Raw genomic sequence first — 24,482 nt, forward strand, 5'->3', positions numbered from 1 at the left:
TCGGGCGCCGGTGCTATGACAGTTCCTGGATCGAGCGGACCATGGCGTCCAGGGCCTCGGCTATCTTGCTGGCGTCCTGGCCTCCGCCCTGTGCGACGTCGTCCTTGCCGCCGCCGCCGCCGCCAAGGATCTTTGCCGCGGTGCGAACCAGCGCACCGGCCTTGGCTCCCTTGGAACGGGCTTCCTCATTGGTGGCGACCAGTACCAGCGGGCGGTCGTTGGCCACACCGGCCAGTGCAACGGTCGAAGCCCCTGAGCCCAAACGGTCCCGCAGGTCCAGTGCCAGGGTGCGCAGCGCGTCGGCCGATGGGACCGCCCCGACATCATGGGCCAGGACCTTGATCCCGTTGACCTCCACGGCCTTGGACACCAGGGAACCGGCCCGGGAGGCCAGCTGTGCTGCACGCAGCTTATCGATTTCGCGTTCGGCGTGGCGCAGCTTCGCAACGGTGTCGCTGATGCGTTCGTTCAACTGGGCCGCGGGGACCTTGAACATTGACGAGAGCTCGGAGACCAGCGCTCGCTCGGCGGCACCGTGGCGGAAGGCTTCCATGCCCACCAGCGCCTCGACGCGGCGGTTACCCGAGCCCACGGATGCTTCGCCCAGCAAGGTCAGCGTTCCGATCTGTGCGGTGGCTCCCACGTGGGTGCCGCCGCAGAGCTCGCGGCTCCAGGCATCGTTGATTTCCACCATGCGCACCGTGTTGCCGTACTTCTCACCGAACAGGCTCATGGCGCCCATGGCGCGGGCCTCGGCCAGGGGCATCACGTTGGTGCGGACCTGGTGGTCGTTGCGGATCGCCAGGTTCACGACCTCTTCAACCTCGTTGCGGGCCGCGGCGGAGAGCGCTTCGGACCAGGAGAAGTCAAAGCGCAGGTACCCGGCCTTGTTGAAGGAACCGGACTGCAAGGCATCCGGGCCCAGGATCTCGTGCAAGGCCGCGTGGACCAGGTGGGTCGCGGAGTGCGCCTGCTCACCGGAGTGCCGGCGGTTGCGGTCGACCTCGGTCTGCACGGTCGCACCTGCCGGGAGCTCACCCTCGCGAACGATGACCTGGTGTACATTCAAACCGCGGATCGGGGCCTGGACGTCGAGAACCTCGAGGACGAAGCCGTCGCCGGTGATCAGCCCTACGTCGCCTGCCTGGCCCCCCGCTTCGGCGTAGAACGGGGTCTCGTTGAGCACCAACTCGATCTGCTGACCTTGCTCCGCGACGTCCACCAACGCTCCGTCGCGTACGATGCCGCGAACCGTGGATTCCCCGGATAGTTCCTCGTAGCCGGTGAAGACCACGTCGCCGGCGTCGTGGAGCTGCATGAAGGTGCTCAGGTCCGCGTGGCCGGCCTTCTTGGCCTTGGCGTCCTTTTGCGCACGGGTGCGCTGCTCGTTCATCAACTCGCGGAATTTGGGCTCGTCGACGGCAAGGCCTGCCTCGGCGGCGATTTCCAGGGTGAGGTCGATCGGGAAGCCGTAGGTGTCGTGCAATGCGAACGCGTCTTCGCCCGAGAGCGAGCCGCCCTTGGACTTGGAAACCTCAAGCGCTTCTTCCAGGCGCGTGGTGCCCGAGGCGATGGTGCGCAGGAAGGCGCGTTCCTCGGCGTAGGCGATGCGTCCAATGCGCTCGAAATCCGTTTCGACGATCGGGTAGACGCCCTTCATGGCGTCGCGGGAGACTGGAAGCAGCTCCGGAAGCACGGCGGTTTCAACGCCCATCAGGCGCATGGCGCGCACTGCACGGCGAATCAGGCGTCGTAGCACGTACCCGCGGCCTTCGTTGCCCGGTGAGACTCCGTCGGAAATCAGCATCAGCGAGGAGCGGATGTGGTCGGCGACCATGCGCATGCGTACGTCGTCCGCGTGGTTCGGGTCCGACGGATCCTCGGTGGAGGAGTATGGGCGTCCGGCCAGTTCCGCTGCCTTGTCGAGCACCGGACGGACCTGGTCGGTCTCATACATGTTCTCGACGCCCTGCAGGATCATTGCCAGCCGTTCAAGGCCCAGGCCGGTGTCGATGTTTTTCTTGGGCAGTTCGCCCAGGATCTCGAAGCTGCCCTTGTCGCTGCCCTCGCCGCGCTGGTACTGCATGAACACGAGGTTCCAGATTTCGATGTAGCGGGTTTCGTCGGCCTCCGGGCCGCCCTCGATGCCGTATTCCGGGCCGCGGTCGTAGAAGATTTCCGAGCAGGGGCCGGCTGGGCCGGGCTGGCCGGTGGACCAGTAATTGTCCTCCATGCCCATTTTCTGTATGCGCTCGGAGGGGATCCCGATCTTGTCCCGCCAGATTTCCAGCGCTTCGGTGTCTTCGTGGAAGACGGTGATCCACAGCTTCTTGGGGGCCAGCCCGTAGCCGCCGGCATCAAGGGGACTGGTCAAAAGTTCCCAGGCGTAGGCGATGGCTTCTTCCTTGAAGTAGTCGCCGAAGGAGAAGTTTCCGCACATCTGGAAGAACGTGCCGTGGCGGACGGTCTTGCCGACTTCCTCGATGTCTCCGGTGCGGATGCACTTCTGAACGGAGGTTGCCCGTTTGTATGGCGGATCTTCGCGCGCCGTCAGGTACGGGATGAAAGGGACCATGCCGGCGACGGTGAACAGCAGCGAGGGGTCGGAGGAGACCAGCGAGGCACTGGGGACCGCGGTGTGGCCCTTCGACTCAAAGTAGTCGACCCACCGGCGTGCAATTTCCTGCGATTTCATCGTTCCTCTTCGGTCCCTCCGTGCCTATGGGCACTGTGCTTGGGTGTGGTTCTGCGTGCCGCCGGTCCACTGATGGTGGTCCCGAGCCGGCAGGCCAAGAATGAAAGTCTAGTTGTGGTCCGGTCCGGGAGTCTCGTCCAAGCCGAGGGCCAGGCGCAATTCCGTTTCGCGTTCGTTCATGCCTGAGCGGAAGGCCTCGGCGACTTCGTGGAGCGAATCGCTGAAGCGACCGATCGTGCGGTTTAGTCCTTCGGCGCTGGCTAGGTCCCTGGCTTCGTTGAGCTTGCGGGCGACCAACACGCCGACGCCGATACCGATGCCGACCCAGAATAGCTTCTTCATCTGAAGTTTCCTCGTTTCATGGATGGTGGAGCGTGCGCTGCAAGGCAGTCGCTCTTGGCGCGCTTGCTTGCCCGGGCCTGCTGGCTCCAGCCAAGTTGGCTGCCAGGCGCCCACTTGGTGGAGGCCTGGGCATCGATCAGCGCGAGCGTCGGCCCTTGCCCGAGGGCCTGGTGCCAAGGGCGGAGCGAACTCCGGCCGAGAAAGCGGCAACCTTGATCAGCGGTTTGCCGATGGTAGCGGCGGTCAAGGAGGACAGCGCACTGATGTTCGCCGATGCGTCCGAGACGTGCGACGTGATGCCGTCGACCTTGCGGATCTGGTCGTTGGTGGTTGCCACGGTGCTGGTGACCTCGGTCAGCAGCGGGGTGGTGCCATCGGAAACGTCCTTCACTGCGGAGCGCAACTCGTCAAATACCTTGCCGAGCTTCCAGATGGGGATGGCGAGCAATGCCACCAGTATCGCAAAGACGCCTGCCGCAATGAGCCCGGCGATGTCCGACCCTGTCATGTGCTTTTCCTCTACCGTTGGTGACATGTGATTTTCCACCTTACCGAATGGTTGGCGGTAGCACGGAACCGAAACGTCTTGGATAACACGAAGCCCGCGGCGCAAGGCCACGGGCTTCGTGTTGCAAACTGCATCCGTTGGGTGTGAACCCAGCGAATTTAGCGTGCGTAGTACTCGACGACGAGGTTCTCTTCGCAGGTTACTGGAACCTCGGAGCGCTTCGGCTTGCGGACGAGCTTGGCCTGGAGGGCTTCAAGCTTGACGTCCAGGTAGGCCGGAACGGCGGGGAGAACATCGCGGTGGGCGCCTGCAGCAGCGATCTGGAACGGGCCCATCTTTTCGCTACGCTCGTGAACGTGGATCAGCTGACCCTCGGACACTCGGTACGAGGGACGGTCCACGCGGGCGCCGTTGACCATGATGTGGCGGTGCACGACAAGTTGGCGGGCCTGGGCGATGGTGCGGGCGAAGCCTGCACGCAGAACCAAGGCATCCAGACGCATTTCGAGCAGGGCAACCAGGTTTTCACCGGTCTGGCCTGCAGTGCGCTTGGCTTCTTCGAAGGCACGGGTCATCTGTGCTTCGCGGATGCCGTACTGGGCGCGCAAACGCTGCTTTTCGCGAAGACGCACTGCGTAGTCGCTGTCCTGCTTCTTGCGGGCACGGCCGTGCTGGCCGGGACCGTAGGGACGACGCTCCATGTACTTTTCAGCTTTAGGAGTCAGAGCAAGGCCGAGGGCTCGCGAGAGGCGAACCTTGCGGCGGGCACGAGTGTTGTTAGCCACGAGTGTCCTTATCTGTTGTAAGCGACTGTTATTGGATCTGGCCTCCATGATGGAGAGTTGTGGGAAGCCGCATCCCTTGTCACTGCAACTGCCGCGTTGTTCACCCTCCGGGACCGAGGTTCCGGGTGGTTTGCAGTTGGGCAGCTTGCCAGCCAAGGAACAATCCTACCACCGTGAGCAAACCCAAAGTACACATCTGGTGCCTGTTGGAGGTGTGAGATACGCCAAGAACTTCGGGTGGTTACGTGCCTCGGCGGTCCTTGGCCCTGATGATGCCGCGGATGCGTTCGACACGTTCCCCGATGCCGCGTTCGGCCCCGTTGGTGGTGGGCGTGTAGTAGTCCTTGCCCACCAGGTCATCGGGCGCGTATTGCTGGCTGGCCACCGAGTGCGGTGCGTCGTGGGAATAGATGTAGCCCTTGCCGTGGCCCAGCTGTTGGGCACCGGGGTAGTGCGAGTCACGCAGGTGCGTGGGAACCCCTCTGCCGCGGCCTGCACGCACATCGGCAACTGCGGCATTGATGGCGTTGTATGCGGCATTGGATTTCGGTGCGGTGGCCAAGTGGACCACTGCGTGGCCCAGGATGAGCCGGGCCTCCGGCATGCCGATCAGCGCCACGGCCTGGGCTGCGGCGACGGCTGTTTGCAGGGCCGTGGGATCTGCCATGCCGATGTCTTCAGAGGCACTGATCATGATGCGGCGGGCGATGAAGCGTGGATCTTCACCGGCCTCGAGCATCTTGGCCAGGTAGTGCAGCGCTGCATCCACATCCGAGCCCCGGACAGACTTGATGAAAGCACTGATGATGTCGTAATGCTGGTCGCCTGCCTTGTCGTAGCGCTGGACCGCGGCGTCCATTGCCCGTTCGGTGTGTTCGATGGTGATGACAATCTGGCCCGTGGGAGACAAACCGCCGATTTGTTCCTCGTCGACGGCTTGGACTGCGCCGGCTTCCGGATCCATGGCGGCGGGATCAGCGGAGGGAGCCGTATTGGCATCTTCCGTCGCATCCACTGGCAGCCCTCTAGCGGTTTCGGCTGTTCCTTCTATATGTTCCGGCTCGGTTCCCTTGGCCAGCAGCCCGTGCGATTCGGCAGCGCTCCAGGCAACGCCGGCAGCGGCTTCGAGGGCGGTCAGCGCTCGGCGGGCATCTCCCCCGGCCATGCGGACCAAGTGGTCCAGCGCGGGCGGATCCAGCACCAGATCGCCGTTGAATCCCCGTTCGTCGGCCAAGGCTCGGGTGATCAGGGCGGCGATGTCTTCCTCTTCCAGCGGACGCAACGTGAGCAGCAGCGAGCGCGAAAGCAAAGGGGACACCACCGAGAATGAGGGATTCTCTGTGGTGGCAGCGACCAACACAACCCAGCGGTTCTCGACCCCGGGCAGCAGCGCATCCTGCTGGGCCTTGTTGAAGCGGTGGATCTCGTCGAGGAAAAGCACCGTGGTGGCCCCGCGCAGGTCGCGGTCCTCGAGCGCTTGATCCATGACCCGTCGGACGTCCTTGACCCCGGCTGTGATGGCGCTGAGTTCAACGAAGCGGCGTCCCGGGGCCCGTGCAATGACGTGCGCGATGGTGGTCTTACCAGTGCCGGGAGGCCCCCAGAGGATGATGCTGGAGGGACCCGAAGGGCCAGGGCCGTCGATGCCTGCCAATTGGCGCAACGGTGAACCTGCCTTGAGGAGGTGTTGCTGGCCTACGAGTTCCTCAACTGAGCGCGGGCGCATGCGCACGGCCAATGGTGCGCGCGGCCGCACATGTTCTTCGTTGTTGTCCTCGTCGTCACCCAAGGCGCTGAGCAGATCGTTCACTCCACCAGCCTAGTAGAGTGACCGGTCGGTTGCTTCCACCATGTGGCACCCTTGCTGATTGCCCGATGGCGGAAGGCCCGGATGCTGCTTGGGAAGGCCCATCACGTGATGTGGGGGAACATCATCGTGTGCGCGGTTCAGCAGCACCCGGGTGTTCAAGGTGTCCGCAAGGCCGGGTTTCCCCCGTCGGAGATGGCCCGTCGTGCGGTTTCAGCCAAACAACGACGCCTGATAGCCGGCAGTGCGTAGGCGTGGATGCCAGTAAAGGTTTCGTTGCGGGGCGCCGCGCGGTTGTCCCTCGATTTCAACGACGTGCGGAACGCCGTCTATTGACTTGAGCTTGATCAGACCGGCATGGACCTGCAAATGGTGGAATTCACACACCAGTGCGGCATTCGAAACGTTTGTCGGACCACCCTCGCTCCAGGGGATCACATGGTGGCACTCAGACATCGATGCCGGCCGCATACAGCCCGGGATGACGCAGCCACGGTCACGGATGGCGATGGCCCTGCGTTGGGCGTTGGTAAACCCGCGGATTTCACGGCCGAGTTCCAGGACCGCACCGTTCTCACCCATCACCGCTGGCAGGATGTCACCGTCGCAGGCCAAGCGTCTGATGTTGGCTGCGGAGATGGGGCGGTTGTGGGCGGTGAGCCCTGCATCCTCGCATTGGCCCAGCAGGCTGCGGTAGTCAATCAGCACACCGACCCTGACCCTCATGCCACCTGATTCGGCGATACCGGCCCCGTTTATCGCGCCCGTGCACGCGGCGATGAGCGCGTCCAAAAGTAATTGCGGATTGGTTCGGACATCGAAGCCGGTCATGGGATCAGAACCCGATCCTTCGGGAGGAAGCCCGCACTCCAGCTCGCTTAACGGGATATCCGCCTCGTCGGTGCCAGCGGCCCTCGCCCATTCCGGCGCGGGTGTTCCCGACGGGGAAAACGTCGGAGTGCCGGAGGCAGATGATTCGAGGGGATCTGGCCGCGCGCTTCTGCCACCGGCACGTGTGGGGCCATCCACTGGCACACTCATTTCTTCGTCAGCTGTGGTCCCAGATGTCGTCGAGGTGGAAAACGGCGGCGATTTCAACGACCGGGGATTTGTCCACGCCTCGCTGAATGAGAGAAGGACTTCGGAGTCGGTGGGGGCGCATCGGAGCAGGAACTCGTCGCTGCCATCTCGGTAGCCTCTGTAGAACATGCCCCGCTTGGCCCGTATTTCCTCGTCGCTGATGGGGGTGCCGTTTTCCGAAAGGAAGTTGTCCCAGTCGCGCAGGGCTTGTCCACAGATCTTTGGGTCGCTGGTGCGTGCTTCCCGGGCCAGGGACTCCTCGATGGCTGCGTTCATGTTTTCGGCGTCTGAGCGTGTCCTTATCCGTGGTTGCATGGATTCGAGCCGGCCTGCCATGGTGGTGAGGTTGGAGACGTCCGCGCTGGCATCGGATGCGGCCCGGGCCAGGATCGGGTAGCTCGGTTCCGCCGGTGCGGCCTTGTGGCTGGATCCAGGTGATGGCGGGGCAACAAGGAGCCTGCCGCCGGTGACTCGACGCCGTGCCTCAGAGGTGGATATATGCAGGTGCGCCTGCATGAATGCCTGAGTGTTGCGGTACGGGGCCATCCCTTGGCGCAATACCTCGGGAGGCATGGTTGAGGTTCCGTCGGCCAGCGGCCATAGCGTTGCGACAAGTTCATCGATTTGTTGTGCGGTGGAGGGGTCCAGTTGATGGATCCCGGCCGTCTCGGCGCGCTGGGTAACGACCAGCTGGGCATAGCAGGCGATTCGGTAGATCCGCTCGATCAGTCCCATCATCACCGCGGTGGAGGCAGCATCCAGAGGTACGCTTCCGAGTTCTGCTGTTGCTGTGGACAGGGCAAGTGCCGCGGTGGCCAGTTGCTGGCCAAATTCCGCGGTGCTCGTGGGCCCCGTCAGGGGCGTAAAAAGTGTGGTGCCCATGCCTCAAAGCATGCGCCGTTTCAGGCAGATACGCATCGGGAAACAGCCTGATGTGCGGGGAACTGAGGGAGGGCACAGGACCGGCGGTCATGAATGGATGGACCGCGGCTGTCGGTAGTATCGTACGGTCCGGCATCGGCACGGCGGTGAAAAATGCTGCGGCCGCGGACAATGATCTGAAGGTGGATGGATGAAGGCAGTGGTGCAGGTTGTTTCCCGGGCGTCGGTGGAAGTGGAAGGCCGACTTGTCGGTGAGATCAAGGGACCGGGTCTGGTGGTGTTGCTGGGGGTGACCCATGGAGATACCCCTGCGCTCGCGGCGAAGCTGGCGGCCAAGATATGGCGTTTGCGGATGCTCCGGGATGAGAAATCCTGTGAGGACGTGGGCGCACCGCTGCTGGTGATCAGCCAGTTTACTTTGTACGGGGATGTGCGCAAGGGGCGCCGTCCGGGCTGGACGAATGCAGCTCCCGGGGCCGTGAGCGAACCGTTGTACGAGGAGTTCTTGGCCAATTTGCGCGCCCTGGGCGCGCACGTCGAAGCTGGTGTGTTTGGTGCCATGATGGAGGTTTCGCTGGTGAATTCCGGTCCATACACCCTCATAGTCGATACCGACGAGCTGCCGGGTTAGCTGCCACGGCACTTGTGCCTGCTTCCAGCTTCTACCCCGGAAAGGCGTCTCCGTCCCTAGTTCTTATCGTCCGCGCCCAGCGTGGCGGCCATCTGGTCGCGTTCTCGTTTCAGGCGCCGTGTTTGAGTCTCCATCGGGGCTTGCCGCCATGCCTTGATGGCGCCGGCAAGAAACAAGATCCACGCAATCACGCCAAATGCGGTCAGCACGGTTATCCCGTCCTCGAGCAACATGGGCAAAAGGATGACAGCGCCCCAGATAAGCAGTGCGGACACGGACGCAACGCGCCGGATCAACACTCCTCGCTTGATCGCAGGAGGATTCGAGGCTGCAAGCTGCGCGGCGAACACCTCTACGTTGCCGAACTCGGCAGCCAACGATTCAGCGTCCCCGGCGCGCAGCCGGTGGTCCTTGGATTCACGCAACGATTCGACAGCCTGCGCACGGGAGAAGTGGTAGCGCCCACGCAGCAGGTTTTCCGCTCGGGCAAACCATCGCGCATCGGCCCAGTGTGTGTCATCAACCAGCGCCCGCTCCCTTGCTTGGGGAAATTTGAAGGCCACGACACACAGACCGGCCCCAGCCACCGGCATGATCCAATTCGGCGGGCCCGGCAGCGCGAAATCGTCCAGGTAGGCCACCAAGGAGATCACTGCGGCGCAGGCTGCCAATGCGACGAACCAGAGTGCACGTGCAGACCCGATCCGACCCCGGGTATGCACCACCCAGCCCCAAAACCCCAGCCCCACGAGTCCTGTTACCAACAAGAAGAGCAACAAGACCGGGCCGCTGAAGCTAGGTTCCCGCCAGCCGTCGGAAAAACCGAGCCAGATCCCCAGAAAGAAGAGCAGCATGCCCAAGGAAATCAAGAGAACTTGCGACGCTCCGGCCATCGTGGAGAACGGCAGCGACCCTTCCAGCAAGGACACCGGTGTGCGCAATCCCCGGCCCTTGCTGCGGCCGTAGGATTCGGGCTTGCCGAAGAGGTCGGTGGGAGTTTGGTCGCTGGACTCGACGCATTGCCGTGCTTCGGCCAGCAGGGAATCAACCGCTGATTCGTTGGCACCAAAGAGAAACATGGTTCCCCGGGCGGTCCTTGCCCATTCTCGATGTTCTTCGGGCCAGGCCAGCAGCTCGGCGTCGTAAGGTGAAGTGCTTCGGTCGCGGTGGATCATTTTAGCGCTCCAAGCTCGTGGCTTTTCGATATGTGGACGGTTCGGCTCCGGTGGATCACTCGCGCAGCACGGCTTCTTGGAAGAACGCCCAGAGCTCGCGTTGGGAAGCCAGGTGGCCCCGGCCGGTACCGGTAAGCGTGTAGACCTTGCGCCCGGGGGCCCCTTCGCCATCCACCCAGGTACTCTCCATGAAACCGGCGGATTCGAGCTTGACCAGTGCGGGATACAGCGTCGCACCCTTGATGGGTGGGAACCCACGGGTCTCGAGCATCTGGCCCAGGGCATATCCGTGGTTGGGTCCGCCTTCCAGGGCATCGAGCAGGCTCAAGGGAAGAAACGCGCGCTGCCAGGTACCGGGGAACTCCTTGCCCACCGCTAGCACGGCCGCTCCCCCGCCCAACGGCTGGATTTCGTGCCAGGAGCGGGAAGCCCGGTATCGGGGAATCGCGCTGCCGAGAGGGTCAAGTCGTGGCCTTTTGTTGAAGGGCGGGTACCGTGGCTAACGCACCCTTGAAGAATACGAGCTAAGTCAGGAATTTACCTAGGTTTAAAACCATAACAAGGTTTTCCACATTTCGCGATACCTGTCCTCCAAGCGGTTCCCCCGGTTGTGACCATCTGGCTCCAACCGTAAAAAACGGTTGCTGCCGGACGTCCGGGCAGAGCAATAATCCTGCCGAAAACCCGCCCTGTGTGCGGCCACCCCCTCCCGTGGGCCTAAGCGGGAACAGCGCGCAATCGCCTCCACAAGCCCATGCCCGTCCACGCACATGGAGGTGCCCACCGCGATTGGTGGACACCCCCATGAAACCGCTTCGGAAGGCGATGCGGAACTACTTGGCCGCGGCCTCTGCGGGCTCGTTGTTCTCTGCCTTCTTGGGCTCCGGCTTCGAGTCGACGCCGGCTTCCTTGCGCTGCTGGATGGTGATCGGCGCCGGTGCCGAAGTCAGTGGGTCGAAACCGCCGCCGGTCTTGGGGAAAGCGATGACGTCGCGGATCGAGTCCGAGCCGGTGAGCAGCTGCAGCACGCGGTCCCAGCCCAATGCGATGCCGCCATGCGGCGGGGCTCCGTACTTGAATCCTTCGAGAAGGAAGCCGAACTTCTCCTGCGCATCCTCCTCATCGATACCCATCATCTTGAACACGCGTTGCTGCAGCGCGGCCTGGTGGATACGGATCGAACCGCCACCGATCTCGTTGCCGTTGCACACGATGTCGTAGGCGTAGGCCAGGGCGTTCTCCGGGTCGGTGTCGAAGGTGTCCATGAACTCGGGCTTGGGCGAGGTGAACGCGTGATGCACAGCGGTCCAGGCTCCGGTCCCCACGGCAACGTCACCGGATGCGACCGCGGCCGCGGCAGGTTCGAACATCGGGGCGTCGACGACCCAGACGAAGGCCCAGTCGCCTTCCTTGATCAAGCCGGTGCGGTGGCCGATTTCCACGCGAGCGGCGCCAAGCAGGGCACGGGCCTCGTTTTTGGTGCCGGCGGCGAAGAAGATGCAGTCCCCCGGGTTGGCCCCGGTCGCCTCGGCCAGGCCTGCACGCTCGACATCGTTGAGGTTCTTGGCAACCGGGCCGGTGAGCTCCCCGTCCTCCTTGTAGAGCACGTAGGCGAGGCCCTTGGCCCCGCGCTGCTTGGCGAATTCCTGCCAGCCATCAAGGGTGCGCCGGGGCTGTGAGGCCCCGCCGGGCATAACAACGGCACCGACGTGCGGGGCCTTGAAGACACCGAAGCCGGTGTCCTTGAAGAATTCGGTCAGGTCACGCAGCTCGAGGCCGAAGCGCAGGTCCGGTTTGTCCGAACCGTACTTGGCCATCGCCTCGTGGTAGGTGATGCGGGCGATCGGCGTCGGGATCTCGACGTCGATCAGCTTCCACAGTTCCTTCACCAGGGACTCGCCCAACGCGATGATGTCATCCTGCTCGACGAACGAGGCCTCGATGTCCAGCTGCGTGAACTCGGGCTGGCGATCGGCGCGGAAGTCCTCGTCGCGGTAGCAGCGGGCGATCTGGTAGTACTTCTCAAAGCCGCCGACCTGCAGCAGCTGCTTGAACAGCTGCGGGGACTGCGGCAGTGCGTACCAGGATCCCGGTGCCAGGCGTGCCGGGACCAGGAAGTCGCGGGCGCCCTCGGGAGTCGAACGGGTCAGCGTCGGGGTTTCGATTTCCACGTAGCCGTCGTCATGCAAGAGGTTGCGTGCGATGCGGTTGGCCTCGGAGCGCAGGCGGATGTTGCGGTTCGGGGTCGGGCGGCGCAGATCGAGGTAGCGGTGGCGCAGGCGCGCTTCCTCTCCGACCTGGACGTGCTCATCGATCTGGAAGGGCAACGGCGCGGCGGTGTTCAGCACCACGACGGTCTCGGCCATGACCTCGATCTGCCCGGTGGGCAGCGCGGGGTTCTCGTTGCCCTCTGGGCGGCGCTCGACCTTGCCGGTGATCTGCAGGACGTATTCGTTGCGCAGCGGGTGGAAGACTTCCTCTTCGCGCACCACGACCTGGGCGAAGCCCGAGGCGTCGCGCAGATCCAGGAAGGCGACCCCGCCGTGGTCGCGGCGGCGTGCCACCCAACCGGTGAGGGTGACGGTTTCTCCGATGTTCTCGGCGTTCAAGGTGCCGAGCTGATGAGTGCGTAGCACTGCATTCCTTTCTACAAAGGTGCGAATTTCCGCATGTTGTCCGGCCGGCGTCCCAGCGCCGATGGCGCGTGGGACAAGCTGGTTCGGTGCGGTCGGGAAGAATCTATGTGCGAGTTTACCGCCAAGCGACGCAGCGGCGGCACCGCTTGGCGGACCGTTGTGTGCTGACTCACGCCAAGTGCCCTCGGCGGTCTACTTCACGGTGGCTGTGACCTGGTTTGCCAGGTCGGCCGCGGCCGGCATCCAGGTTGCCGGGTCCGCAGCGGCCTGTTCGCCGCTGCGGATGTCCTTGACCTCATGCTCGCCCTCCTGCGTGGTGAACCAGACGAAGGGGATCCCGCGCTTGTCCGCGTACTTGATCTGCTTGCCGAACTTCTCTGCCTTCGCCGCGACCTCGCAGGCGATTCCGCGGGAGCGCAGGGCACCTGCGACATCCTGGGCCTCGTTCCAGGAGCCGTCGTCGGCCAGGGTGACAAGCACCGCGGAGGGAACGGTGCGCGCGGCGGTGGCCGTTTCCTCGGCGAGCATGCGCGAGACCAGGCGGGTGACCCCGATGGACAGGCCCACTCCTGGGTAGTTCTTCTTGCTGGTGGAGGCCAGAGACTCGTAGCGACCGCCCGAGCAGATCGAGCCCAGGGACTCGTGGCCCACCAGGACGGTCTCGTAGACGGTACCGGTGTAGTAGTCCAGTCCGCGGGCAATGGACATGTCGGCCACCACCTTGCCCGGGGCTCGGCGCACGGCGGCCTCGATGACCTGGGAGAGCTCGTCCAGCCCTTCTTCCAGCAGCGGGTGGGTGATGCCCAAGGCGCGGACCTGCTCAACGAAGGAGGTGTCCGCGGTGCAGATCCGGGCCAGCGCCAGGGCAGCGGCGGCCTGTTCCTCGGTGGCGCCGAGTTCGTTCTTGAGCGCTTCGGCGACCTTCGCATCGCCGATCTTTTCCAGCTTGTCGATCGAGCGCAGCACCCCGGCGGTGTCTTCAAGGCCAAGGCCAAGGTAGAAGCCCTCGGCGAGCTTGCGGTTATTCACGCGCAGCCGGAAGTCCCCGATAGGAAGGGCTGAAAGGGCTTCGGCGATGACCAGTGCCAGTTCGACGTCGTAGCGGAAGGGCAGGTTCCCGTCACCGACCACATCGATGTCGGCCTGAGTGAACTCGCGGAAGCGACCGTCCTGCGGGCGTTCACCGCGCCAAACCTTCTGCATCTGGTAGCGGCGGAACGGGAAGTCCAGGTGCCCAGCGTTTTCCACCACGTAGCGGGCGAAGGGAACGGTGAGATCGAAGTGCAAGGCAAGCGCGTTGGGGTCGTTCTTGGCGGTTTCCTCTGCGGCCAGGCGGGAGAGTCCATAGACCTCCTTATCGATCTCGCCCTTGCGCAGCAACTGTCCGACTGTTTCCACGGCCCGGGTCTCGATGTTGGCGAACCCATGCAACTCGAAGATCCGGCGCAGCGTATCAAGGACGTGCTGTTCCACAGCTCGCTCCTGTGGGAGCCATTCGGGGAAGCCGGATATTGAGGCCTTGCGTGCCATGAAGTCTGTACTCCTAAGGAAGAGGGAAAGCTGGGTTTGTCGGTGTGCCGGCCGTGGGAGGGACCCGTTGGAGGGACCGCTCCGGCTTGTGCGGACACGCAGGTTACCAAGTCTACTGTCGCGCCGGTGCGCCGAGGGCGAAACGACGTGAATGCGTCATCGAATCGGGGCTGCAAAGTACCAACGGAAGACCTATGGCAGGTAAAGTGGCGGAGACACTTGTGTTCCGGGGCATAATCCGGGGCCGATCCTTAGCGAAAGAGTTTCAGCGGTGACCACCAGTCAGCAATCCGACGACAATCTCCAGCCAGCAGCAGCGGCCGAGGAGCAGCAACCCGAAAGCACCGGCACCACGGGCCAGGCATCCGCCCAGCCTGCGGCCGAGGATGCACCCGTAACGGAGGCGAACGAAGCCACCGAGCAGGGAATCGAAGCGCAAGCCGCTCCGGTGGAAGCAGAACAGCCTGGCGCCGAAACCGCCGCTCCGACCGAAACTGCCTCCGTCGAAGACGCGCCAGCGCAGCAGGGCACAGAAGCGCCTGCGGAAACCACCCCGGTCGATGCCGAAGCCGAAAAGGCCAAGCCCGTCCCGGCAGCACCGACCACTAGGGCCATCCCGACTCCGGCAGCCGTAGCGCCGACACCGGGAGCACCGCGCCGGGCAGGAAAGCCGGCGTCCAAGGCACCGGCTCCCGTTGCCGCACCCCCGACCTTCACCACCCCGCTGGAGGAAGCCGCGAAGGTCAGCCGCGTTTCCGAGGACGGTCACGTCTTTGTGATCATTGACGGGACCGAACACCCGGTGGGCCAGTACCCCGACGCCACCGCCGAGGAAGCCCTCGCCTACTTCGTGCGCAAGCATGATGAGGTTGTTTCCTCCCTGATGCTCCTTGAACAGCGCGTCGTGGCCAAGGCCCCGAGCTCGGACATGAACAAGACCATTGACCACTTGGCCGCCACCGTGGCCGAGCGTGCCATGGTCGGAGACATCCCTGCACTCGAGGCCCGCATCGAGAACGCCCGCACCGCCGTGGCGGAACTGGTCGCCCTTGAGCGCAAGGCCAATGAGGAACTGCGTGCAACCGAGCTTGCCGCTCGCGAGGCCATTGTCGCCGAGGCAGAGACCATGGCCGCACTTGATCCTTCCACCGTTCAGTGGAAGCAGGGCTCAAACCGGATGAACGACCTCTTTGACGCTTGGAAGAGCGCGCAGAAGTCCGGCGTCCGCCTGGGCAGGTCCACCGAAGACAACCTGTGGAAGCGTTTCCGCGGGGCACGAACCACCTTCGATCGCCACCGCCGCGCGTACTTCTCCCAACTCGACTCCAGCAACGCCGAGGCCAAAGGCACCAAGGAATCGCTGATCGCTCGCGCAGAGGAGCTCTCGCACTCCAGCGATTGGGGAGCAACGGCCGGTGAGTACCGCCGCCTGATGGACGAGTGGAAGGTCTCCAAGCGCGCATCGCGCAAGGACGACGACGCCCTGTGGGCACGCTTCCGCGCAGCCCAGGACGTGTTCTTTGAGGCTCGTGCGGTAGCCAACGCTGCCATCGACGAGGAGTTCGGCGCGAACCTCGTGGTCAAGGACGCACTGCTGGTCGAGGCCAAGGCATTGCTGCCGATCAAGGACCTGGTCTCGGTCAAAAAGTCGTTGGACTCGATCCGCGAACGCTGGGAGGCCGCGGGCAAGGTTCCGCGCGCCGACATGCAGCGCGTGGAATCCTCGCTGCGCCAGGTTGAAGAGGCTGTGCGTTCGGCGGAGGACGAGCAGTGGCGCCGATCCAACCCGGAAACCAAGGCACGCTCGAATTCGATGCTCACCCAGCTCGAGGATGCGATCACCGGGCTTGAAGAGGACCTTGCCAAGGCAAAGACCAAGGGCGTGGAGTCCAAGATCAAGTCCGCCCAGGAAGCCCTGGACGCACGTCGTCTATGGCTCGAAACCCTGCAGAAGTCGGCAGCCGACTTCCAGTAGCGAAAACACGCAACATGGGCGCCCGGTGTGTCGTCGTTCCACGGCACGGGGACACACCGGGCGTTTTCTTCGTCCTGATACCGTCACATGGTGCAGCACCGCGCCTTATCCACTTATCCACAATTTGCGCCGCCACCCTGCCGCCAAGGCACTCGTGGCTGTGAGAGTGGTTCCATGGAAACCACAGATATCGCTCGCGGCAACGGCCGGGATCTCCATCAGGTCACAGCACCCTCGTCCGCTCGCGCCCTGACGCAGCCTGTCCCCCGGGTGGTTCTTGTCGATTCGCCATTTTCACGCAACGAGCTGCAAGCCTTGCGCCTGCGTGGATCATTGCGTGAAGTCTTGCCCGGAGCGTACGTCTCGGCCGAGCACCCGCATTCTCCAGCCACCCGGGCCCGGGTCGCCGCCGCAGTGGCGGGCGAACAATTCATTCCGGGTCGCGCCCTATGCAAATGCACCGCGGCATGGGTCTACGGATGCGCGCCGATGCCCAACGAACTCGATATCCTGGTGCCGCGCTACCATCGCCCCTGCGCACCGAACTCGGGCATGGTACTGCGTCTAAGTGAGGGCATCATGGATGAGGATCAGATCTGCACCATCGGCGGTATCTCTGTCACTTCACCCTTACGCACGGCGATGGACATTTCCTTCAACTCGGACCTCATTGATTCGATGCCGGTGCTCGCTGCCATCAACGCCGCGCCACGGCTTCGCTGCAACTACCGGCAGATGCTGGAGTCAATCGAAACCCAAGTGCGCAGGCCCGGACGAAGGCGGGCGCTGTTGGCGATGACCAGGCTCATGGACAGGCATATCTCCGCCGTTCCATGATACTCGCACGGCCTGGCATTGGGGAAAACCAGACACCGGTCGGCACCTCCCTATCGGCCGCGGGCGGCAAGAATCAAATATGGCAGGAGTGTGGTTAACGCTCCGAGGCGGCGCCCAAAGTCGAACCCGTCCAAACCAAGGATCTGGAATCTGCACCGGTCCCGCCCGGAAAAGGTTCAGCAAACCGACTTGGAGCACAGCGCAGTTTCGGTGCGCCAAGGAAGGCGGGTCAGCCGATACGGCTCCGGGTATCAGTCCGATGCATGAACGGAGCACTGGTCTGCCGGAGGACCTCGAGATCGACGCGGGCGCAGTCATGCCACATCTAGCGCGAGCTGAAAACTGGGCTGCCTAGCCAGAGCATCTCAGAGGCGGATCCGCAATTGTCACTGTCCCAATTGAATTCCAACGTCGAGGCCCCTGCCAAGTCGATATCCCACTCCCGGAATGAGTCCTTGGAGATGGTGGCCGAGTCATAGACGACTCCGTCAATGATGGCCTCGATCTGCGCAGTCGTGCCGTGGGCCTCGGCGGCTTCGCTGAGGCCCACGGTGGTCGTGAAGCTTTCAAATTTACCGGCAAGGTCGTAAACAACTTTTCCGCTCTCAGGCCCAGCGGCACCACAGATTCGCGCTCCAAGTGCGTGGTCGTGGACAGCACCGCGCAATTTGGCCCCGCCCATGTCCGTCCAAGACCCTTGAGACGGAACGGGCGTGGACTCTGCTCCTTGGAAGCCCGACTCCGGGTCTGCCGTCGGGGACGTCGGCGTTTCGGGGGTTTCGGTGGCTTCGGGGGCAGAACTTTCCTCGGCATACACGATTCCAACAGTCAGCGTGTCGCCTCGTTTTTCGCCTACGGCCGGGTCCTGCACACTGATCTGCCCAAGAGGGACGTCCGCTTCCGGTGCCCTGGTCACTACAAGTTTAACGTTCGTCGGCAGGGCAGCACGGGCCTCGGTCATGGTCATACCCCGCAGATCCGGTGCCGTGCCCTTGGCTTGTTGGATAGGCCCGGAGCTCGGTGCAGTGGTTTCGGCTTGTGGATTTGGCCCGGTCGGATTGTCCTTGGTCCCATTGAAGTAGAAGAACACCGCGGCACCAGCAAGCGCCAGTGCTAGCACGACGCCAACGACCACGAACAGGACGCCCCGTGATCCGCGGCTCCTCCCCGCAGGGGCATCCCCCTGAGGCGAAGAGGGCCCGCCCCCCAGGTAGCCCGAAGCGGCATCGGGGACATCGGATGGTACAGATGGCTGATTGCCCGGGCGCTCGGCAACGGTGTTTGGCAGATCGGCCACACCCTGCCCCGCCATCCATGGCAACTTCTTGGGGTGCCCTGCGTCCGCGGGCATGACTTCAGTGGCAGGGAGGGCGGTGGCCGGTGCCTCGACCTCTGCGGGCAGCGTCACCAGTGTCGTCGCATCGGAGAGAGGCAGGGGTTCGGGTGGGGCGTCCAGCCACGCCGCTGGTGGGAAGGCTGCTAGGAGAGCCACGAGCCTGTCAAGTGACGTGGCGACTTCGGCTGCATCAGCGGGTCGCTGGGCCGGGCTTTTCGCCAGCAGTACGCTGATCATGTTCCACAGCTCGTCGGGAATGCCCTCAGGTCGGGCCGCTTCCGTGGTGCTGTGGCGTTGCAATACGGCCAACACCGATCCACCGGCAAACGGAGTGACCCCCACCGCCATTTCGTAGAGCACAATGCCGAGCGAATATAGATCCGAGGCCGGAAGTCCGGGGTGGCCTGCGGCTATCTCCGGGGCAATGTACTGCGGGGTTCCCACCACAGTGGTTCGGTGAAAATGGTCGACGTCGATGAGCGAAGAGATTCCGAAGTCGGTCAGTTTGGGGACCGGGGTCTCGGCGGGTTCGGCGAGCAAGATGTTGGCAGGTTTGATGTCGCGATGGATGATCCCCGCGGCGTGGACCACCGAGAGCCCGCGTGCAATCCCGGCGCCGATCCGGCAGACCTCCGACGGAGCGAACGGTCCGTGGTTGATGATGGCTGTGCGCAGGTCACCGCCGCTGATAAGGTCCATGACGATGGCCAAGGTCTCCCCCTCCATGACCAGGTCATGGACCTCCACGAGATTTTCACCGTTCAAAGCCACAAGGATTGAGCGCTCAAGCACAAAGCGTTGAACGACTTCGGTGTCATCCGCCATTTCGGCATGCAGGAGCTTGAAAGCCAATACGTTGCCTTGGTGATCGGTTCCCCGGAACGCCTCACCCATCGCTCCCTTACCGATGCTTTCCCCCAATACGTATTTGCTGCCCAGCGCACGCGACATGGAAACCTTTCACAAAAACTTGGGGTGCAGCGAACACGGTAAGGCCATGGAACTGCTTGTTTGCACTCAGTCTAATTTCATCCCGTGCGTTGGTACAAACCAATACCTAACCAAAATTCGTATCTCTGCTTTCGCCGTCCTGGCTCAACACAGGTGGGAGTGCGGTTTCGGCACGGCCGCAGCTTCTTGGTCAGGCACCGTCGAAGGCCCATGGAGACCGGGACCGTTCTCCATGGGCCAAAGAGTGCGGCGGAACCCATGAATGGCGGTTGCCCCCAGAGATGCGGTATACCTCCTACACACCGCCGATCCGGGGGAACGGAGGTGCAGCAGCGGGCCAGCTTGGCCAGCACTTCTCCGCCACCCGGGACAATGACCCCGGCATCGGCGTTCGAGGCCCGCACCGGAGTGTCGAAGATCGGGGTTTCCTCCAGCACCTCCGCGACGGTACCGTCCTTTCCGCCCACCATAGCGGAAAGGTGCTCAATGACGTTCTGCGCGGAGGTGTGCCCGTCACCGACAGCCGCGTAGAGGGCGGAAATGTCCTGATGGCGCAGCTCCTGGGCAACAGCGGAGAGCACATCGTGGGTCATGAGCTTTTGCAGCGGCAGGTTGTTCTTGCGCAGCGCGCGGGCCAGCGGGGCAAAGATCTCCAGGGTTTCGCGAGCCTTCTTGGCACTGGATTCCGGGGAGACGTAGCGCCAGGTGCGTGCGTTATGCAGGCGATCAGCAAGCTTGATCAGCAGCACCCGGATGTCCTTTGACATCGCGATAACCATCTTGCGCACGGTCTCGGCCTGCGCGGCCTCGCCGAACTGGACCTTGTCGAGCTTGGTGACCCCGTCGACGAGCTTGGCGATCTCCTCGCCGAATTCCTTGGTGAGCTGCTCCAATGAGTACTCGGTGTCCTCGACGGTGTCATGCAACAGTGCGGCGGCCAGGATGGCACCGGTCATGCCCATCTCGGCAAGGATGGTGGCCACCGCCACCGGGTGGGTGATGTAGGGATCCCCGCTCTTGCGCTTCTGGCCCTCGTGGCAGCGTTCGGCCACGGCATAGGCCCGGGCCAGCAGATCGATATCGGCCTTGGGGTTCTGCGCACGCACCGTGCGCAGCAATGGCTCGAGGGTCGGTGGCTGTGCCGTGCTGCCGCGCCCCGCCAGACGAACCAGCCTCGAAATCGTACCGAGCTTGGCTGCGGGATTCGGGGCCCCTGGCACCATGGCTTTGAACATTGCTCGAAACGGCCGTTGCCAATGCCGCATTCGTCTTTCTGGCACTGCTTCCGGCGCATCAACGGGATCAGGGCCCGGGCTTGCTAGGGTTGGGCTTCGTGAACAACCCCGATCCATCAACCCAGAATTCCGTGTGGCGTGTCCCCGGAATGCCGGCGCTGCTATCCCTGACTGCGGCCGGTTTCGCCGGTTTCGCCGCCCTTCTGCCCATGGCCCCGCTGTGGGCGGTCCGCGGAGGCGCGGACGAGGCCGGATCCGGTCTCGTCAACGGGGCCTTGCTTCTGGCCACGGTACTCACCCAGGGGTTCGTCCCCCGTTTGCTCAGGCGACTGGGCACAGGCCGGGTGCTCGCCGCCGGTCTCCTTCTGCTGGGCGCACCTTCCCTGCTCATGCTCCTTTCCGACCAACTCGGCTGGGTCCTCACCCTGTCACTCATTCGCGGAGTTGGCTTCGGGATCCTGACCGTGACCGGATCCGCAGCGGTGGCCCACCTCGTCGCGCCAGCCAGGCACGGTGCGGCCATCGGCGCTTACGGGGCCGCGATCGCGGTGCCCCAGCTATTGTTGTTGCCCGCAGGCCCGTGGCTGGCCGAAACCCTTGGATTCTGGATGGTATTCGCGCTCGGTACGCTTCCGTTGCTCGGCATCGTGGCAGCACCGCGGCTGGCCCTGTCCCTGCGGGAGCGCGAAGCACAGCAGGCCAGACACCGTGCCATCCCCGCCATCGATGACCTGGAACATCCCACGACTTCCACTGCGCAGCGTCGATGGATCCCAGGGCTGCCCGACGGCCTGTTGCGGCCGATGACCCTGCTCTTGGCGGTCACACTCGCCGGTGGCGCCCTGATCACGTTCGCTCCGCAGATGAGCTCGTCGCCGGCCGGGACGACCGGCGGCCTGGCCCTCTTGACCGCCACCGCCGCCGTGAGCCGTTCGGGTGTCGGCGCTTTGGCCGACCGTCACGGGACAAAATCGTTCCTCTGGCCACTGGTCCTGCTCACCGTCGTTGGGCTGGTTTTGGCGGCCAGCGCCGTGAAGGATCCCGACGCGACCCAAGTACCCGTGTTTCTGCTATCCATGGCACTTATCGGCATCGCCTACGGCGGACTGCAAAACCTCACACTGCTTCTCTCCCTCTCCGTCGTTCGGCCTGCACAGTATGGAACGGCAAGCGCCGTATGGAACATGGGTTTCGATGCGGGAACCGGTGTGGGCTCTGTCCTCGTCGGAGCGTTGGCAGCAGGCTTCTCATTCCCTACGGCATTGCTGGTCACTGCGGGGATCTCGCTGGCAACCTTGCCGTTGGCACTCGCGCGCGGGCCCAAGTCCCCCTTGACATGATCGAGGTGGCAACACAGAGCACCGACAAGCCCGCGGCATTCAACGACCACTGCATTGCCAGAGAGAACGGGTGTAACCTACCCGGTGCCGGATTGCCTTCTTCCGTCCATGGGCGGTGGCTGTTGTTCACCTCACCCAGCCTGGTGCGCTGTGCGACACAACTCGGCGTACACGTGGCACCACTACGGACCAAGCTACATGCCCCATGTACCGCTAGGGCCTTCCCCCCGATCGGATCCCCCCTGGCTCATTACCCTGCCCGCGCATGCAACGACTTCGAAAGCCCCACGCACGAATTCCAAATACCCCGATGTCCGGCACTAGGAGCGGCGGTTGCCCCCGGAGGTGCGGTACACGTCATACACCCCATCGATCCGTCGCACGGCGTTCAACACGTGGCTGAGGTACTTCGGATCACCCATCTCGAAGGCGAACTTGGAGAAGGCCACCCGGTCGCGGGAGATGGTGACGCTGGCCGCCAGGATGTTCACGTGGTTCTCAGAAAGCACCCGGGTCACATCCGAGAGCAGCGACTTGCGATCCAGTGCCTCCACAAGGATCTCGACGAGGAAAACGCTTGACTTCGTCGGGGCCCATTGGACCTCGACCAACCGGTCGGGCTGGTTTTCGAGTTCCTTGAAGTTGACGCAGTCGGTGCGGTGCACCGAGACCCCGGAGCCCCGTGTGACGAACCCGCGAATCGGATCCGGGGGAACCGGGGTGCAGCAGCGGGCCAGCTTGGCCAGCACTTCTCCGGCACCCGGGACAATGACCCCGGCATCGGCGTTCGAGGCCCGCACCGGAGCGTCGAAGATCGGGGTTTCCTCCAGCACCTCCGCGACGGTACCGTTTTTTCCGCCCACCATGGCGGAGAGGTGCTCAATGACGTTCTGCGCGGAGGTGTGCCCGTCACCGACAGCCGCGTAGAGGGCGGAAATGTCCTGATGGCGCAGCTCCTGGGCAACAGCGGAGAGCACATCGTGGGTCATGAGCTTTTGCAGCGGCAGGTTGTTCTTGCGCAGCGCGCGGGTCAGCTGCTCCTTGCCCTTTTCAATGGCTTCCTCGCGCCGTTCCTTGGTAAACCACTGGCGGATCTTGTTCCGCGCCCGGGCGGACTTGACGAAGCCTTGCCAATCCTGGCTGGGACCGGCGCCTTCGGCCTTGGAAGTGAAGACCTCTACCATGTCCCCGTGGTCCAATTCGCTGTTCAGCGGCACCAGCTTGCCGTTGACCCGTGCACCGATGGTGCGATGCCCTACATCGGTGTGCACCGCATAGGCGAAGTCAACGGGTGTTGATCCGGCCGGAAGAGACATGATCTGTCCCTTGGGCGTGAAAACGAAGACCTCGGCGGTGTTGATCTCGTAGCGCAGTGAGTCCAGGAACTCGTTGGAGTCCGAGGTCTCCTTCTGCCAGTCCATGAGGCTGCGCAGCCAGTCCATGTCCTGCTGCTCCACGGAGCCGGCATCCTGCCCGGCACCATGCTTGTACTTGAAGTGCGCCGCAACACCGTACTCGGCACGCTGGTGCATGTCGATGGTGCGGATCTGGATTTCCACCGGTTTGCCGCCGGGGCCAATCACCGTGGTGTGCAGGGACTGGTACAAGTTGAACTTGGGCAGGGCGATGTAGTCCTTGAAACGCCCAGGCAGCGGGGTCCACCGCGCATGCATGAGGCCAAGCACCGCATAGCAGTCCTTGACGGTGTCCACCAGCACGCGAACACCCATCAAGTCATGGATGTCATCGAAATCCTTGCCGCGCACGATCATCTTTTGGTAGATCGAGTAGTAGTGCTTGGGCCGGCCGCTGACAGTGGCCTTGAGCCGCGCGGCGGCAATGTCCTCGGAGATGGCGCCGCGCACCGTGGAGAGATACTTCTCGCGCTCGGGGGTCCGCTCCCCCACCATGCGCACGATTTCCTCATACACCTTGGGGTGCAGAGCGGCAAAGGACAGGTCCTCCAGCTCCCACTTCACGGTGTTCATGCCCAAGCGGTGGGCCAGCGGGGCAAAGATCTCCAGGGTTTCGCGAGCCTTCTTGGCACTGGATTCCGGGGAGACGTAGCGCCAGGTGCGTGCGTTATGCAGGCGATCAGCAAGCTTGATCAGCAGCACCCGGATGTCCTTTGACATTGCGATAACCATCTTGCGCACGGTCTCGGCCTGCGCGGCCTCGCCGAACTGGACCTTGTCGAGCTTGGTGACCCCGTCGACGAGCTTGGCGATCTCGTCGCCGAATTCCTTGGTGAGCTGCTCCAATGAGTACTCGGTGTCCTCGACGGTGTCATGCAACAGTGCGGCGGCCAGGATGGCACCGGTCATGCCCATCTCGGCAAGGATGGTGGCCACCGCCACCGGGTGGGTGATGTAGGGATCCCCGCTCTTGCGCTTCTGGCCCTCGTGGCAGCGTTCGGCCACGGCATAGGCCCGGGCCAGCAGATCGATATCGGCCTTGGGGTTCTGCGCACGCACCGTGCGCAGCAATGGCTCGAGGGTCGGTGGCTGTGCCGTGCTGCCGCGCCCCGCCAGACGAACCAGCCTCGAAATCGTACCGAGCTTGGCTGCGGGATTCGGAGCCCCTGGCACCATGGCACCGTTGTTCTCCGCCATCAGATGCCTCCTCTCAATCGGGCTCCGTTGTGGTGGCGATTGCCGTACCCGCTTAAGGGGTTTGCTGCATCCGCCCCGGGCGCAAACCCCGGGCGTGCCTCTGGCAACGAATTAACGTCCTGTGT

The 24,482-nt window shown here is 63.6% G+C and carries 16 protein-coding genes and 1 pseudogene; 4 read left to right on the forward strand and 13 right to left on the reverse strand.

The window, feature by feature from the left end:
- Nucleotides 1-13: 13 nt before the first annotated feature.
- From alaS to ABEA12_RS07020, 6 genes are all read right to left on the reverse strand, one after another.
- Entirely contained in the window at nt 14-2,695 is a 2,682-nt protein-coding gene (gene alaS / locus ABEA12_RS06995; RefSeq protein ID WP_210100849.1) for an alanine--tRNA ligase, read from the reverse strand.
- A gap of 108 nt (nt 2,696-2,803) precedes the next feature.
- Nucleotides 2,804-3,037, reverse strand: coding sequence for a hypothetical protein (locus tag ABEA12_RS07000; protein ID WP_210100850.1), 234 nt, complete (start codon nt 3,035-3,037; stop codon nt 2,804-2,806).
- A gap of 136 nt (nt 3,038-3,173) precedes the next feature.
- Nucleotides 3,174-3,545: a DUF948 domain-containing protein gene (locus ABEA12_RS07005; protein ID WP_210102559.1), complete on the reverse strand. Its 372-nt coding sequence runs from the start codon at nt 3,543-3,545 to the stop codon at nt 3,174-3,176.
- Nucleotides 3,546-3,703: 158 nt separating this feature from the next.
- On the reverse strand, nt 3,704-4,330 hold the full coding sequence (rpsD, locus tag ABEA12_RS07010; protein ID WP_210100851.1) for a 30S ribosomal protein S4: 627 nt from the start codon (nt 4,328-4,330) through the stop codon (nt 3,704-3,706).
- 241 nt (nt 4,331-4,571) lie between these two features.
- Nucleotides 4,572-6,140 carry a replication-associated recombination protein A gene (locus ABEA12_RS07015; protein WP_345467189.1) on the reverse strand — a complete coding sequence of 523 codons (1,569 nt, stop codon included), beginning with the start codon at nt 6,138-6,140 and terminating at the stop codon, nt 4,572-4,574.
- 210 nt (nt 6,141-6,350) lie between these two features.
- The gene (locus ABEA12_RS07020; RefSeq protein ID WP_210100852.1) at nt 6,351-8,099 is read right to left on the reverse strand and encodes an HNH endonuclease signature motif containing protein; all 1,749 of its coding nucleotides are present in this window, start codon (nt 8,097-8,099) and stop codon (nt 6,351-6,353) included.
- Between the two features lie 190 nt (nt 8,100-8,289).
- Between ABEA12_RS07020 and dtd the strand changes: the two genes are divergently transcribed.
- Nucleotides 8,290-8,730 (forward strand): D-aminoacyl-tRNA deacylase, encoded by a 441-nt coding sequence (dtd, locus tag ABEA12_RS07025; RefSeq protein WP_210100853.1) that lies wholly within the window; start codon nt 8,290-8,292, stop codon nt 8,728-8,730.
- A 56-nt stretch (nt 8,731-8,786) separates the two neighbouring features.
- Here dtd and ABEA12_RS07030 read toward each other — a convergent pair whose 3' ends face one another.
- From ABEA12_RS07030 to hisS, 4 genes are all read right to left on the reverse strand, one after another.
- Nucleotides 8,787-9,905, reverse strand: coding sequence for a hypothetical protein (locus tag ABEA12_RS07030; RefSeq protein WP_210100854.1), 1,119 nt, complete (start codon nt 9,903-9,905; stop codon nt 8,787-8,789).
- A gap of 55 nt (nt 9,906-9,960) precedes the next feature.
- The gene (locus ABEA12_RS07035; RefSeq protein WP_210100855.1) at nt 9,961-10,287 is read right to left on the reverse strand and encodes a PadR family transcriptional regulator; all 327 of its coding nucleotides are present in this window, start codon (nt 10,285-10,287) and stop codon (nt 9,961-9,963) included.
- Between the two features lie 451 nt (nt 10,288-10,738).
- Nucleotides 10,739-12,541 carry an aspartate--tRNA ligase gene (gene aspS, locus ABEA12_RS07040; RefSeq protein WP_210100856.1) on the reverse strand — a complete coding sequence of 601 codons (1,803 nt, stop codon included), beginning with the start codon at nt 12,539-12,541 and terminating at the stop codon, nt 10,739-10,741.
- Nucleotides 12,542-12,733: 192 nt separating this feature from the next.
- A complete protein-coding gene (gene hisS, locus ABEA12_RS07045; protein ID WP_210100857.1) occupies nt 12,734-14,071 on the reverse strand; it encodes a histidine--tRNA ligase in 1,338 nt (445 codons plus the stop codon).
- 271 nt (nt 14,072-14,342) lie between these two features.
- Between hisS and ABEA12_RS07050 the strand changes: the two genes are divergently transcribed.
- Both ABEA12_RS07050 and ABEA12_RS07055 read left to right on the forward strand, forming a co-directional pair.
- A complete protein-coding gene (locus tag ABEA12_RS07050; RefSeq protein ID WP_345467196.1) occupies nt 14,343-16,046 on the forward strand; it encodes a DUF349 domain-containing protein in 1,704 nt (567 codons plus the stop codon).
- Nucleotides 16,047-16,220: 174 nt separating this feature from the next.
- Nucleotides 16,221-16,883: a type IV toxin-antitoxin system AbiEi family antitoxin gene (locus ABEA12_RS07055; protein ID WP_210100858.1), complete on the forward strand. Its 663-nt coding sequence runs from the start codon at nt 16,221-16,223 to the stop codon at nt 16,881-16,883.
- A 325-nt stretch (nt 16,884-17,208) separates the two neighbouring features.
- On the opposite strand, the gene ABEA12_RS07060 is transcribed toward ABEA12_RS07055, so the two are convergent.
- Together ABEA12_RS07060 and ABEA12_RS07065 are read right to left on the reverse strand one after the other, a co-directional pair.
- Nucleotides 17,209-19,170, reverse strand: a complete 1,962-nt coding sequence (locus ABEA12_RS07060; RefSeq protein ID WP_210100859.1) for a serine/threonine-protein kinase — start codon at nt 19,168-19,170, stop codon at nt 17,209-17,211.
- 608 nt (nt 19,171-19,778) lie between these two features.
- Nucleotides 19,779-20,405, reverse strand: a pseudogene (locus tag ABEA12_RS07065) (HD domain-containing protein); the annotation flags it as partial.
- Here ABEA12_RS07065 and ABEA12_RS07070 point away from each other — a divergent pair.
- Entirely contained in the window at nt 20,405-21,745 is a 1,341-nt protein-coding gene (locus ABEA12_RS07070; RefSeq protein WP_345467201.1) for an MFS transporter, read from the forward strand. The pseudogene ABEA12_RS07065 and the gene ABEA12_RS07070 sit on opposite strands and share 1 nt — an antisense overlap.
- Nucleotides 21,746-22,065: 320 nt before the next feature.
- Here the strand turns inward: ABEA12_RS07070 and ABEA12_RS07075 are convergent, their stop codons facing one another.
- A complete protein-coding gene (locus ABEA12_RS07075) occupies nt 22,066-24,357 on the reverse strand; it encodes a RelA/SpoT family protein (RefSeq protein WP_210100860.1) in 2,292 nt (763 codons plus the stop codon).
- Between the last annotated feature and the right edge of the window lie 125 nt (nt 24,358-24,482).

This window comes from Paeniglutamicibacter antarcticus (assembly GCF_039544305.1).
Taxonomy (GTDB): Bacteria; Actinomycetota; Actinomycetes; order Actinomycetales; family Micrococcaceae; genus Paeniglutamicibacter; species Paeniglutamicibacter antarcticus_C.

Coding starts and splice junctions, on each gene's coding strand:
- alaS (WP_210100849.1), bottom strand. CDS start 2,695: ATGAAATCGCAGGAAATTGCACGCCGGTGGGTCGACTACTTTGAGTCG.
- ABEA12_RS07000 (WP_210100850.1), bottom strand. CDS start 3,037: ATGAAGAAGCTATTCTGGGTCGGCATCGGTATCGGCGTCGGCGTGTTG.
- ABEA12_RS07005 (WP_210102559.1), bottom strand. CDS start 3,545: ATGACAGGGTCGGACATCGCCGGGCTCATTGCGGCAGGCGTCTTTGCG.
- ABEA12_RS07020 (WP_210100852.1), bottom strand. CDS start 8,099: ATGGGCACCACACTTTTTACGCCCCTGACGGGGCCCACGAGCACCGCG.
- dtd (WP_210100853.1), top strand. CDS start 8,290: ATGAAGGCAGTGGTGCAGGTTGTTTCCCGGGCGTCGGTGGAAGTGGAA.
- ABEA12_RS07030 (WP_210100854.1), bottom strand. CDS start 9,905: ATGATCCACCGCGACCGAAGCACTTCACCTTACGACGCCGAGCTGCTG.
- hisS (WP_210100857.1), bottom strand. CDS start 14,071: ATGGCACGCAAGGCCTCAATATCCGGCTTCCCCGAATGGCTCCCACAG.
- ABEA12_RS07055 (WP_210100858.1), top strand. CDS start 16,221: ATGGAAACCACAGATATCGCTCGCGGCAACGGCCGGGATCTCCATCAG.
- ABEA12_RS07060 (WP_210100859.1), bottom strand. CDS start 19,170: ATGTCGCGTGCGCTGGGCAGCAAATACGTATTGGGGGAAAGCATCGGT.
- ABEA12_RS07075 (WP_210100860.1), bottom strand. CDS start 24,357: ATGGCGGAGAACAACGGTGCCATGGTGCCAGGGGCTCCGAATCCCGCA.